Genomic DNA, 12,938 nt, shown 5'->3' with positions numbered 1-12,938 from the left:
AACAAAATCTTCGCTGCCAGACCAGAAAATCCTCCAGTTCCCGATTCACCATCCCTTCACTTGGCTCCTGGCTCGAGTTAAAAGAGGAATTTAGGATAATACCTCTGTGCTGAGCATAATAATTTCGATCTCATTGATAATCTCCTCCTGACGCAATCTGTTAGCCCTCATCCGCAATTTTGCAGTATCCTTCTCCAGATGTTGGATAGCGCTATCCATATGAGTCAGTCGCTTACGATTTTCCCTCATGAACGATGAATAAAACACTTCATGTAACAGCACATAAAGATACTGATCAGTCAGTTTAGTCAGAAATTGTGTCGGCTCCAGATTCAACAGAGGGGGATGAGAATAAGTCAATTTTGTTTCAGGTAATGACAGGGGTAATAATTGGCGCAGCCTGATTCTCTCACTTTCATCGTCATAGTAAAGTACGCTGATCCGTCCTATTTTTGCTGACGCAGCCTGCTGCAATCTGTTCAGCACATCAATCAATCGCAGCAACGTAATCGGTACCTCTTCTGCCACGCTATGGCTTTCAATAAAAGCGGCAATACGAAGGTTCTCAAATAATTTGCTTTCAAGCTTGCGTCCAACGGCTATCAGCAAAGTTTCTCTTTGCAGTTCCTGGCTGTTTAGGAACGCAACTAACGAATCATTATAATCACCGCAAAAACCCCGCTCTGAACCAATAATAATCAATAGTTGCTGACTATCTGAATAGGCCTGGATCTGGGGGTAAAAATACAGGAAATCCTGTGCCGTCATTTCAATGCTAGTGGTAACACGGCGCTGCGTATCGAGAAACATTTCCAGTTTGCGGATTTCAAGTAGAGCAAGGTTTTTCATCGTTTTCATGATGCCGCAGATCTCGTCCAGCGTCGCCAGCCGCTCTTTTACCTCACGTCGCTTACTCATTCCATACCCATTTCATTCAGCCAGGTATGAATCAGGATTTTCCACTGATCGTGACCTTCCTCAATACTCAACCTGGTACGTGCTATTTGCTCTTGCAGAAATTGCAGGTGCGGTTTTACCTGATCCAGCTCAAGGTGATCAAACATCCCTTCGTTATAGGCAACAAGCCAGGCCATCTGGAATTCAATGGTTAACGGAGTAAGCGGCTCTTGCTTGAGTATCTCTCGTAATATTTGACCACGTCGTATACGTGCCTCCATGGAAGGTTCGAGTCGTGAGCCAAAGCGAGTGAATACTTCGAGTTCAAGAAACTGCAAATAATCCAGCTTCATTCGCCCGGCTTCCTTTTTAATGTTGGGATGCTGCGCATTTCCCCCAATACGCGACACCGAGCGTGTTACATCAATTGCCGGCAGGAAACCACGCACAAATAACTGTTGATCAAGATAAATCTGTCCATCCGTAATGGAAATCAGATTGGTGGGAATATATGAGGCGATTTCACCCTGTTCTGTCTCTATAATCGGCAATGCGGTCATACTGCCACCTCCCTGTTTGGCCGACAAACGGGTAGAACGCTCCAGCAGGCGAGAATGTAAAAAGAAAATATCACCCGGATAAGCTTCACGGCCGGGTGGTCTGCGCAGCAGCAAAGAAAGTTCGCGATAACTCCTTGCATGCGTGCTTAGGTCATCATAAACCACGAGCGTATCATAACCTTCTGCCATCCAGGCCTCAGCCACAGCACAACCTGCAAAAGGTGCCAGATATTTTAAGCCAGGCATGGCAGTTGCTTCTGCAACTACCAAGGCAGTATTACTCAATGCTTGATTGCGCCGCAGAATCTCGATTGTATTCACAACGGTGGAACGTTTCTGACCGATTAAAACATAAACACAATAAACATTCTTGTTACGCTGATTAATAACCGTATCAATGGCGAGCGAACTTTTACCGGTGCCATTATCCCCGATGATCAATTGTCGCTGCCCTTTACCAATCGGAATCATGGTATCGATAATTTTGTTGCCGGTATACAGCGGTTGCGACACAAAATCACGTGCAATAATTGGGGGGGAGCGCACATCCAGCAAACGATAGGTATCGAATTGAATCGGACCGGCATCATCAAGCGGAACACCCAACGGATCGATCACTCGACCAAGCAGGGCACGACTCACCCCAATAGTCAAACGTTTTCCTGTCAGAAAAACAGAGGCACCCGCTGTCAATTGGCTGGTCTGTCGCAGGAGGATAGCACCCACCCGATCACGGGCAAGATGAAACACTAAGGCACTGCTGCCATCTTCCAGATAGACCACATCCTCCATACGCGCAGAAGGCAATCCACTAATCCAGGCAATGCCATCACCGACAGATACCACATTGCCTTGCTCTGACAAACGGAGACCATATTGGTAGCGTGCTAACCAGTCGGTCTGGCTGTCAGCAAGAGAATTACTCGAAGAATTGGCACTACTGGCTTCCCGCTGTAGCATGCTGCAAAGATCCACTAAAAAATTTTAATTCGTCACGTAAATTAGCATGCAGGATCCACGATCCTATCACTATCTGAAATCCTGCGATCAGATCAGGATTTACCTGAAATTCGATTGGCAGCATTCTGCCAGCGACATCTGATAAATGATGCGTTAGTTCATTTTGTTTATTTTCATCCAGTGGAAATGCACTTTGAACTTTTATCTGCAACTCTGGTACTGCTGTGGCTTCTGTAATGACGCGTTTATTTTCTTTGCTCAGACCGTGTAAATCTTCTAGTAGCAATGCATAAAGACCTGCTTCCAATTGAGGTGAGGCAAGGCGGGAGAATAATTTAGTAGTAAATGCGATACCTTGGGCAATTCCTTGCTCTTCCATTCTGCGCTCAAATTCACGTTTGGCGCGCTCATCCAGCACCTTGCGCCGTTCTGCCTCTTCATTGATTTTGGCATTCAATTCAGCCAGTTTATTTTCACGCATTGCCGCCAGCTCAGCCATCAGGCGTACCTGGGCATCTTCTTTTTCCTTTTCCCATTCAGCCAGAAATTTTTCATGCTGCTGCTTAAGCTTATCTGCCTCAGCTTTGGTTTGGTGCGCATCAGCCAGAGTCTTTTCGATACCGGCGCGACGTCTGGCAATAATATCCAGTATAGGTTGATACAAAAAATGCTTTAAGATCCAGATAAGTACCAGAAAGTTGATGATTTCAAGGATGAAGGTTGCCCAGTCAAAATTCACGAATTCACCTGATACTTATCGGTTAATCAGATGTTCCAGCAGTGGGTTACGAAACAGAATGATGAGCACAATTACCAGCACATAAATAGCAAGTGACTCAATCATCGCCAGGCCTATAAATAAAGTGCGCATAATAGATTTTTCTGCTTCCGGTTGACGAGCAAGTGAATCTATCGCCTGGCTGATTGCCCGCCCCATCGCCATCGCTGGGCCCATCATGCCAATAGCGACACCTAATACTGCGCTGACAGTAGAAAGTATCGTAAACCAGGACAAATCATTCACAAGCTAGCTCCTTTTTCATTTTGTTGAGATTGCATGGCGCCGGCAACATAAATCAGGGCTAACATACCAAAAATATATGCCTGAACCAATGCCTCGACGATATGCAACATTAACACGGGCACCGGCACCAGTAAGCCAGCTACGAACAAAACTAGCAATGCCACCAGTTCCAGGCTCATAATGTTGCCAAATAAACGTACTGCTAAAGCAATTGTGCGTGTGACCTCACTAATCAAGTGAAATGGTAACAAGATTGGAGAAGGGCTGAGATAGTGTTTTAAATAACGCACTCCCTCATTGCGTATCCCAAACCAATGAACCGACAAGAAAACCAGTATCGCTAGACCTGCGGTTACGGACAAATTGCCAGTCGGAGAATGGAGTTCCGGAACAATGCCGACCAGGTTGGCAATGACAATATAAATCCATAAAGTTCCGATAAACGGCATCATTTGCTGCGCATAACCCGGCGATACCGCTTCGATGCTTTCCTCAATTAACAAAATAATCCCCTCCAGCATGGTCTGTACGGGCCCAGGATCAAGCGATAATTGTCGTGTGGCAAGCCAGCAAAATACACCCAGAAATAACATGATGCCCCAGGTAGTGATCACGATTGAGGTGATTGCAAAGGGTCCAGCATAAAATACGACAACGGCTTCTTCCATCAGTCGTGCTTCCGCATATACAAATAAACATTAACCATACCCACGATAATGCCCACGATAATGAGTCCTATGGTCCAATGAACAGAATATCCTTGTGCTTTCTCATCCAGCCAGCTACCAAGATAGGCCCCAATGATGATTGGCAGTATGAACAACAAGGAAAGTGTTCCCAAAAATATGGATTGAGCAAGCAGGGTAGGACGTTCCCGTTGGGCGCGTTGCATCCGCTTCACCTGGCGTTCTACTGATTTGCGTAGCTCTTCCTCGTTCATGATTTGTCTTCAGATCATCTGGCTGCCAAAGTGTCCAATTTGCCATAAACGCCGGAACATCTCCTGTTCCAGGTGAGCGAGGCTTTCTTTTAGCGCTCGTAATGCTTCTTCTTCCTTGAGCAGCTGCTCCAGCAAGCCTTTACTGATGCGCTGATAATCCTTATCTTGCAGGAAGTGGCGCGTGCTCAGATAGAGATTATTGTTCGTAAAATAAAGTATGCCACCAGGAAGCGCAAGATAAATCCAGCCACCATCCTGTAGCTGATAGCGCGCCAGACCGTAGTCCATTGCAGTCATCATGCGTTCATGATTGGCCAGAATGCCGAAACTGCCAGCACTGTCCTCTCCTACAAAACTGATCACATCGTCAGCGTATACATATTGCGTCGCACTCTGTACATGCAAATTAAAAGTCTTCATATTCAATATCCGAATTTATCCCTGCATTGAACCTCGCATATAGCATCGTTCTTCCGGCACAGCATCGTAATCTCCTCGCAGAAAAGCCTCACAGTCGGTCAGTGTTACATCCAGTCCCACTGATACGCCGGGTACACCAGTGTGCGAAGCCATTACATGGAATGGCTGCGTTAAATATCGTTGCAGTTTACGAGCACGCATTACAATACGTTGATCTTTCTGGGAGAGCGCCTCCAGACCCAGCATGGCAATAATATCTTCCAGTTCCTGATAGCGCGCAAGATGTTCACGGACACCTTCGGCAATACTATAGTGCCGATCACCCAGAAATGCGCGATTCATCATTTTGCTCGATGACTGCAAAGGATCGACTGTCGGGTAAATTCCCTTGGCTGCCTGGCTACGAGACAGAATCACGATAGTATCCAGATGCGTTAGAATGGTACTGACAGCAGGATCAGTCATATCATCTGCAGGCACATACACTGCTTCCACTGCTGTAATATTTCCACTACGCGTTGAGATGATCCGCTCCTGTAATTCTGCGACTTCACTCATTAAGGTAGGTTGATAACCAACCGTAGCAGGCATTCGACCCAGTAATCCAGAAATTTCACTCCCAGCCTGCACAAATCGAAAGACATTATCTATCATCAATAAAACTTCTTTGCCTAAGGTATCCCGCAGATACTCTGCATAGGTTAAAGCAGATAAACCCACGCGGAAACGCACACCGGGTGATTCATCCATCTGACCAAATATCATCAGTGCGCGCGGCATTACCCCGGATTCCTGCATCTGGTACCATAATTCATGACCTTCACGGATACGCTCACCCACGCCCGCAAATACCGACACACCCTGATGGAGACTGACAATGGCGTGCATAAACTCCATAATCAGGACTGTCTTTCCCACGCCCGCACCCCCAAATAAGCCAGTTTTTCCACCTTTAATAAATGGACAAAGTAAGTCAATGACTTTGATACCTGACTCGAGAATTCCTCCAACTGGCACTGTTTCAGATAATAATGCGGGAGGAACAATAATGCTCCGCATATCTTTTGCCTCGAGCGGTGGCTCACCATCAAGCGGCATACCAAACATATTCAGTACCCGATTCAGGCAATCCGGTGTTACTGGAACGCGTAAAGGGCCACCACTATCGAAAACAGATAAACCACGCTTAAGACCACTGGTAGGGTGCAAAGCAATTGCACGCACGCGTTGCTCATCCAGATGGCGATAAACCTCAAAAGGGTAAAATTCATGATCGGCTGTGCTAAATAGAGCCTGATGCAGCGGAGGTAAACGTTTACAAAATACGTCAACCACAGGTCCATGAATTTCCTCGATTACCCCAAGTGGCTCTCCTGCGGGATGCATTGATGGGATTATCTGTTCCATCGGAAAAAACTCCTCAGTTACAGTTTTACTCAATGACTGCTTTTTATACTGCTGAATTGAAGACTATCTATTTTTAGATTAGATCTGTAAGTACTAATCGTCTAGTTTTAAAGAAGTTAAACTATCCCCGGTAAAATCGCAGGCTTAGATTGTTAAGACTGTTAAACTTTCAAAGATACAAATAAATGCTCATTTCACCTCAAGGCAAGATCACATACTCAATCTATTTGTTAGCACTTTCCATGCCTTCCATGTAATAAATTGGTAAGTTCAGGCATGGGCAAAGGTCGGTAAAAATAATACCCTTGCACCAAATCGCAATCGTGTGTACGCAGGAACTCAAGTTGCCCATCGGTTTCTACACCTTCCGCTGTTACTTCCATATCAAGCTTATGCGCAAGAGAGATACTTGTCTCCACGATAGCAGCATCACCAGAATCATTAGCTAAGTCACTCATAAATGTCTGATCAATCTTCAGTGTGTCAAGTGGAAAACGCTTCAAATAAGCCAGTGAAGAGTAACCCGTTCCAAAATCATCCACAGCGATCCGTACACCCAGAGCATTAATTGCCTCCAGTACTTCAGTTGCGCCAACTGGATCATGCATCAGGATATTTTCAGTAATCTCTAGTTCAAGTGCATGCTTAGGCATATGCTCCTCCCGCAATGCACGCCGTATCTTATCGAGCAAATCTATATCATTAAATTGGGTAGCAGAAACATTGACAGAAATACGTATGTCATTGAATCCCAATGCTCGCCAGCTACGATGCGCTTTGCAAGCCTCGCGCAATACCCATTCACCAACTGGAATGATCATACCTGATCTTTCCAGAAGAGAGATAAAATCACCAGGAGGTACTAGCCCACGCACTGAGTGTTGCCAGCGAATCAGTCCTTCAGTCCCGATAACTCGATTATTTCGAAGATCTATCTGTGGCTGATAATGCAACACAAACTCCTCTTGTTCCAAGGCACGACGTAGATCTGCTTCCAAAGCAAGCAGCTCATGACCACGAGTATTCATATCGGACGCATAAAAGCAGTATTGATTGGGCCCCATTGACTTTGCCCGATACATGGCAATGTCAGCATGCTGTAACAAATCTTCTATTCGATCACCATCATGCGGATAAATGGCAATACCAATACTAAAAGTGACATAGACTTCATGGTTATGGATAATCACTGGATGTTCGAAAGCGCTGTATATCTTATTGAGTACATCCAGGACATTTTCTGGATCATGCAATTCGCTGATCACAATAGTAAATTCATCACCCCCATGACGAGCGACCGTATCATTTGCCCGCATGCAGCTTTTCAAGCGCAGGGCGATCTGTTCAAGCAACATATCCCCCGCTGCATGACCGAGGTTATCATTGATCCGTTTGAAATTATTAAGATCTATAAATAGCACCCCGACATTACTGTTGTGTCGCTGAGCATATTTTAATGCTGATGCAAAGCAGTCAGCCAATAAAGAGCGGTTTGGTAAATTTGTCAGACGATCGTGAGTAGCTTGATGTTGCAGCTCGGCCTCGAAACGCTTCCGTTCCGAGATATCTCGTGCAATCGTTGATAAATATTTAATAGAAGAATTTCCACTCTCCTTATGAGCAAGCACTACCTGAGAAACCGGTAGCTCTTTAGTTCTGGGAGTATGTAAATAGGTTTCTCCACTCCAGATACCATGCTGCTTAACTGCAGCAAGAATCTCCGAAACTGACTGCTGAGTACCGCCATTAAAAAATAGATCCCCCATGCAATACTGACTAATATCTTCATCCCTGCTCAGCTCAAGCAATCGACGCCCCGATTCATTTAAATAGCGTAAATGACCTTCCGGCTCAAAAATAGCGACCAGATCAGGTGTGACATCCAATATTGCTGTTAACTGCGCCCGCTCTTCTTCAGCTTGTATGCGAGCAGTGATATCTCTACCGGTAGAAACAAAATGTGTGATATTTCCTTTCCCATCTTTCAAAGGGGTAATGACCCGTTCTTCGTAAAAAAACTCTCCATTTTTGCGCCGGTTAACAAAGGTCCCTTGATAAACATTACCATTCGCAACGGAGTGCCATAGTTGCCAATAATTGCTGTCCCGGGGGTCAGAATGAAGAAAAGCAGGTGTCTTACCTGTAACTTCCCCTGCACTATATCCTGTTAGCTTCTCAAAGGCTGGATTAACATATTCGATGCGCCCTTCGGGGTCCGTGATAAAAATACTGTCAGTTGTTTGATTAACTGCTAGCGACAGTTTACGCAGTAATTGATCGAACTGACGAAGCTCTCGGCGCTTCTGAGTTTCTTGGAGCTCGCGATTTACAGCGGGAAATAAACGGTTAAGATTTCCCTTCATGACATAATCCTGAGCACCAAGTTTCATGGCTTCTACCGCCATATCTTCGCCAATAGCACCCGAAATAAAAATAAAGGGAATATCAGGATCATGCTGACGAACGATTTCCAATGCCCGCATACCACTAAACCCAGGCATGGAATAATCTGAAAAGATGATATCCCACTGTTCTTGTAATTTCGCGATCACACCTTTTTCAGTGTCTACCCGCTGCCAATTAAACCTGAACCCATGTGACTGAAAATAATCAACTAGCAACAGAGCATCGTCTGTTGCATCCTCTATGAACAAGAAGTGCAATAACGGCAGATGTTGTTTTTGTGTATTTGACATAAATAATTCCTCTGCATACAGCTAGCGTCCATAGGGTGGTTCATTCACTGTCAGCCAGTAAAGACCAAGCTGCTCGGCCATCTTGAGAAAATCATCGTAATCTACTGGTTTACGTACATAACTATTGGTTCCCAAGGAATAAGCTTTAAGTCGATCTTCATCTTCATTGGATGAGGTCAGAATCACAGTCGGTATCAGACGTGCCCGCTCGTCAGCACGTACGCGACGTAATACTTCTAATCCATCTATCTTCGGCATTTTAAGATCGAGTAGCATAAGTATCGGCAGTTCGGCTATTTTCCGTCCTTCATATCTCCCCTGCCCAAACAGGTAATCAAGCGCTTCAGCACCATTATTCGCCACAACCACCTCGTTAGTGATCTGGTTAGCTTCCAGCGCATCCATCGTTAGTGTTGCATCATCAGGATTATCCTCAACCAGCATAATTACTCTGTTGCTCATATTATTCATACTATCTCCTTCTCATCTAGCGTGAAATAAAATGTCGCTCCTTGATCAATAGCACTTTCCGCCCAAATTTGCCCACCATGCTTATGAATCACACGCTGCACAGTTGCAAGTCCGATACCGGTACCTGGAAATTCGTGCGTATCATGCAACCGTTGGAAAACACCAAACAATTTATCAGCATAAGCCATATCGAAACCAGCACCATTATCTCGGACAAAATAAATAATTCTTTCTTCATCTACGTTGCATCCTACCTCAATGAAAGCTTTTTGGCTTTGAGCGGTAAACTTCCAGGCATTACTCAGCAGATTATCCAGCATGATGCGCAGTAATTGCTTATCGCCACGAGCAATCAAACTAGGTTGGACTGAGTACTGCACACTACGTTCAGGTTCCATCTGCTCCAGTGTGCTTAAAATTTCATTTGCAAGCAGCGTAAGATCAACAACTTCCCACTTAAGCTCTGCACGAGTGACCCGTGACAATTTGAGCAGACCATCAATGAGCTCGGCCATACGCTGAGCAGCCACCCGTATCCGCTGAAGTCGATCGCGTCCCCTGTTATCCAGCTGATCGGCATACTCATCGAGCAATGTGCGACTAAAACCATCCATGGCCCGCAATGGCGTACGTAAATCATGGGAAACAGAATAACTGAATGCCTCTAGTTCGCGGTTGATCGCTTCCAATTCCTTGGAGCGAACTTCAAGACGTTTATTCAACCTGTTAATGCGGCGTTCATTCTCTTTGCGCACGCTAATATCTTCGACAATGCCATCGAAATAAATTCCAACAGTCTCATCTTTTTTCATTACTGCCGTCAATGCGGCATAAAATTCCCGGCCTTTTAAAGTTCTTAACCGCACTTCTTCACCATGAACATGACCCTGGAGTAAAACTTTACCCATCAGTATCTTACGTTCAGCAGGATCACAATAAAATTCGCTAAAAGAATGCGCGGAAAGCTGCTCGGCAGATTCTGCTTCGAAGATATTAACCATGGCTGGGTTTATTTCAAGAAAGCTTCCTTTAGCATCGGGGATGCTGCGAAAAACCCCCATGGGCAAATTATTGACTAGATCGCGATAACGTGCCTGCACTCGTTGCCGAGCTTCTTCTGCCTGTTTGCGTGCGGAAATGTCACGAATGATGCTGGTAATGAGTATTCCTTGCTCTGTCTCAAGCGGACTTAAGCTAATTTCAATTGGAAATTCACTCCCATCCTTACGTCTGCCATGTAGTTCCGATCCGGAACTACTCGGATGGGCTACTGTTGTAGCACTAAGCTGCAAGGTAATTGGATGTTCTTTACGATATCGTTCTGGTATAAGTTGTTCCGCTGACTGGCCCACTAATTCATTACGGCTATAACCAAACCACTTCTCGGTCTGCGAATTAATCAAGGCTATACAGCCAGTCTGATCCACAAGCATAATAGCTTCTGGTGCTGATTCGAGTAATTCACGAAACTGTGCTTCGCTGGCTCGCACCTTGATCTCCGCTTTTTCACGCTGCACCACATAATGAGCAAACACCCCGCTTAACACCAAAAGTAATATAGTGAGCACAATGAATGCCAAGTCCAGATTGCCACTATATTCGGCTGTGCTCGCAGCGATGATTTGTGAGGGGATATAAGAAACCAAAATCCATTCTTCGCTACCTTTGATATTTAAACCTCCCATCGGATTTTGTACTTTTGACGGATTAACCCTAGAGTAAGTAAACAATCCCTTTTCATGCATCCATTGACCTATGGGAGATTCACGCGAAATAAACGACCATATCTCTTCACCAAATTTATCACTAAAGGATTCTGTTCCCTGACTTCGGAACATAAAGCCACCTTGCCCTGCCGGATGTGGTTCCAGCAACCAGTTGCCCTTGTCGTTAACCAACCCTAGGTTGCCCAGGCTAAGATCAGAAATGGCTTGCAGGTGCCTCATTAATCTGTCTCCCTTATAGTTAAGAACTATGAGGCCGCGTAGCTGGTTCTTACTGTCAAATACCGGTACACTGAACCGTATCGTTGGTTTGATGGGATGCACAATAACCCCATGCTCGATAGTGGGCTCAAACGGCGATACGTAAACAGTCTTTTCACCCAGGGCAAGCGTTTTCTGCACAAAGTCCAGTTCAAATTGGTTTTGTAGTTTCTCCTGCGGTGCTATTATTGGTTTACCTTCATTATAGTTGATGCGCACCACTTCCTGACCGTGCTCATCCATGAAACGAGCCTTGTCATAGAGTTGGCGAAATTGCGTAAAAGCCAGCAAATCTTCAGTAAGACGTGAAAATACTGCAGGGTCACCCGTATCAAGCCATTGCTGCAGCGACGAAAGTTCTGCAAGATAAAGGGCATCACCTCGTATTGTAGCGAATACATAATCGATGGTTTTCTCACCCAGCTGCACTGACAGTCGTTCGTTTGACTCCATGATCGCTGTGTTTGCATCTTCGTGGGCACGGAGAAGAAGCCATAGTACCACTAAAAGCAATAGAAGAAGGGGTATGCTTATTATCAGGAGATACTTTATAAACCTATAGCGCCCTCTATCTGATCTCATAAACATCCCTTTTATCAGTCCAACATTCAGAGAAGCAACCCATTAGCTATCGAAAAAAAAGTATATCCATCCGCAACAATTCAATCGTCCGGGTAGTATCGTACTGACTAGTACCAGATGTGCTTGTTGATACACATCAATACTTCTTTAATATGAATGGAAGTTGCGAGTTTAGTGACCTAAACACGAGATTAACAGACCATTGTGCAATGCTCCAGATGAGCAAAAAACCAACTCTAACACTAATGGAACAAATCATAATTATTATTTCACTATATACAGAAGAATTTCAATGTCAATCATCTTTTTTTGCAATATTTTTTGCATACTTAACGTGAGTTCGACATAAGAAAAGAAGCAAAAGGAATCTGAATTCCTTATGATGAAGCGAATTTGGAAAAGAGTTTCATCATTAGAGGAGTCAGATTCCGATGGATACTATAGCGATTTTTTGTGCAATTGACGATTTTTGTAAAGGGTTTGAGCCGCGGTGGGAACAGCGCTTGTTGGAATTATCGCTGAAATGGCGTCGTCGGCGAGGGAAGTTATGCCTAAGTGAAGTCATGACAATCATGGTGGGATTTCATCTGTCCGGTTACCGAACGTTTAAAGCCTATTATCTGGATCAGGTGTTGAGGTATCAGCGACCTTATTTTCCAGGGTTAGTGAGCTACAATCGCTTTGTTGAGTTACTGCCTGGCAGCCTGATATAGCATAACCAGATAATTTTGATTATAATGCAAGGATGGCATATTCATTGGATTTTCGCCGTAAAGTGTTATCTGTTCGAGAGAAAGAAGGACTTACGATAGCCGAGGTGGCAGCGCGGTTTGATGTGGGTATAGCAAGCGTTGTTCGCTGGATCAAGCATGTTGATCGCAAACCTCAAGGGTTTCGCAAACGCAAGATTGATCTTGATGTATTGCGGCAGGATATTCTCGATTATCCCGATGCCTATCAGTACGAGCGAGCAAAACGTTTGGGCGTGGCGCAGAA

13 protein-coding genes are annotated in these 12,938 nt (G+C 44.9%); 2 read left to right on the top strand and 11 right to left on the bottom strand.

What is annotated here, in order from left to right:
- Positions 1-90 precede the first annotated feature (90 nt).
- From BLV54_RS12995 to BLV54_RS12945, 11 genes are all read right to left on the bottom strand, one after another.
- Positions 91-918 carry a F0F1 ATP synthase subunit gamma gene (locus BLV54_RS12995; protein WP_090572069.1) on the bottom strand — a complete coding sequence of 276 codons (828 nt, stop codon included), beginning with the start codon at positions 916-918 and terminating at the stop codon, positions 91-93.
- Positions 915-2,417: a F0F1 ATP synthase subunit alpha gene (locus BLV54_RS12990; protein ID WP_090572068.1), complete on the bottom strand. Its 1,503-nt coding sequence runs from the start codon at positions 2,415-2,417 to the stop codon at positions 915-917. The genes BLV54_RS12995 and BLV54_RS12990 overlap by 4 nt, the downstream gene beginning before the upstream one ends.
- A complete protein-coding gene (locus tag BLV54_RS12985) occupies positions 2,395-3,156 on the bottom strand; it encodes a F0F1 ATP synthase subunit delta (RefSeq protein WP_090572067.1) in 762 nt (253 codons plus the stop codon). Before BLV54_RS12985 ends, BLV54_RS12990 begins: the two co-directional genes overlap by 23 nt.
- A gap of 15 nt (positions 3,157-3,171) precedes the next feature.
- On the bottom strand, positions 3,172-3,441 hold the full coding sequence (atpE, locus tag BLV54_RS12980) for an ATP synthase F0 subunit C (protein WP_090572066.1): 270 nt from the start codon (positions 3,439-3,441) through the stop codon (positions 3,172-3,174).
- Entirely contained in the window at positions 3,438-4,109 is a 672-nt protein-coding gene (locus BLV54_RS12975) for a F0F1 ATP synthase subunit A (protein WP_090572065.1), read from the bottom strand. The genes atpE and BLV54_RS12975 overlap by 4 nt, the downstream gene beginning before the upstream one ends.
- On the bottom strand, positions 4,109-4,381 hold the full coding sequence (locus tag BLV54_RS12970; RefSeq protein WP_090572064.1) for an AtpZ/AtpI family protein: 273 nt from the start codon (positions 4,379-4,381) through the stop codon (positions 4,109-4,111). The genes BLV54_RS12975 and BLV54_RS12970 overlap by 1 nt, the downstream gene beginning before the upstream one ends.
- A gap of 9 nt (positions 4,382-4,390) precedes the next feature.
- Complete coding sequence (locus tag BLV54_RS12965; RefSeq protein ID WP_090572063.1) at positions 4,391-4,801, bottom strand: F0F1 ATP synthase subunit delta/epsilon; 411 nt, start codon at positions 4,799-4,801, stop codon at positions 4,391-4,393.
- A gap of 15 nt (positions 4,802-4,816) precedes the next feature.
- Complete coding sequence (atpD, locus tag BLV54_RS12960; protein ID WP_090572071.1) at positions 4,817-6,187, bottom strand: F0F1 ATP synthase subunit beta; 1,371 nt, start codon at positions 6,185-6,187, stop codon at positions 4,817-4,819.
- A gap of 251 nt (positions 6,188-6,438) precedes the next feature.
- Entirely contained in the window at positions 6,439-8,904 is a 2,466-nt protein-coding gene (locus BLV54_RS12955) for an EAL domain-containing protein (RefSeq protein ID WP_090572062.1), read from the bottom strand.
- Between the two features lie 21 nt (positions 8,905-8,925).
- Positions 8,926-9,375, bottom strand: a complete 450-nt coding sequence (locus BLV54_RS12950; protein WP_339389410.1) for a response regulator — start codon at positions 9,373-9,375, stop codon at positions 8,926-8,928.
- Positions 9,372-11,813: a sensor histidine kinase gene (locus BLV54_RS12945; RefSeq protein WP_176969773.1), complete on the bottom strand. Its 2,442-nt coding sequence runs from the start codon at positions 11,811-11,813 to the stop codon at positions 9,372-9,374. The genes BLV54_RS12950 and BLV54_RS12945 overlap by 4 nt, the downstream gene beginning before the upstream one ends.
- A gap of 560 nt (positions 11,814-12,373) precedes the next feature.
- Here BLV54_RS12945 and BLV54_RS12940 point away from each other — a divergent pair.
- Entirely contained in the window at positions 12,374-12,655 is a 282-nt protein-coding gene (locus tag BLV54_RS12940) for a hypothetical protein (protein ID WP_090572060.1), read from the top strand.
- Between the two features lie 32 nt (positions 12,656-12,687).
- Positions 12,688-12,938: IS630 transposase-related protein (locus BLV54_RS12935; RefSeq protein WP_090569664.1), on the top strand; the 251-nt coding region annotated here is incomplete at its 3' end.

The sequence above is a fragment of the Nitrosomonas sp. Nm33 genome, assembly GCF_900107265.1.
Taxonomy (GTDB): Bacteria; Pseudomonadota; Gammaproteobacteria; order Burkholderiales; family Nitrosomonadaceae; genus Nitrosomonas.
The sequence above is the reverse complement of the archived record's forward strand: the minus strand, read 5'-3'. Positions and strand labels throughout refer to the sequence as shown.

Coding starts and splice junctions, on each gene's coding strand:
- BLV54_RS12965 (WP_090572063.1), bottom strand. CDS start 4,801: ATGAAGACTTTTAATTTGCATGTACAGAGTGCGACGCAATATGTATAC.
- atpD (WP_090572071.1), bottom strand. CDS start 6,187: ATGCATCCCGCAGGAGAGCCACTTGGGGTAATCGAGGAAATTCATGGA.
- BLV54_RS12975 (WP_090572065.1), bottom strand. CDS start 4,109: ATGGAAGAAGCCGTTGTCGTATTTTATGCTGGACCCTTTGCAATCACC.
- BLV54_RS12995 (WP_090572069.1), bottom strand. CDS start 918: ATGAGTAAGCGACGTGAGGTAAAAGAGCGGCTGGCGACGCTGGACGAG.
- BLV54_RS12945 (WP_176969773.1), bottom strand. CDS start 11,813: ATGGAGTCAAACGAACGACTGTCAGTGCAGCTGGGTGAGAAAACCATC.
- BLV54_RS12955 (WP_090572062.1), bottom strand. CDS start 8,904: ATGTCAAATACACAAAAACAACATCTGCCGTTATTGCACTTCTTGTTC.
- BLV54_RS12990 (WP_090572068.1), bottom strand. CDS start 2,417: ATGCTACAGCGGGAAGCCAGTAGTGCCAATTCTTCGAGTAATTCTCTT.
- BLV54_RS12940 (WP_090572060.1), top strand. CDS start 12,374: ATGGATACTATAGCGATTTTTTGTGCAATTGACGATTTTTGTAAAGGG.
- BLV54_RS12970 (WP_090572064.1), bottom strand. CDS start 4,381: ATGAACGAGGAAGAGCTACGCAAATCAGTAGAACGCCAGGTGAAGCGG.
- BLV54_RS12950 (WP_339389410.1), bottom strand. CDS start 9,375: ATGAATAATATGAGCAACAGAGTAATTATGCTGGTTGAGGATAATCCT.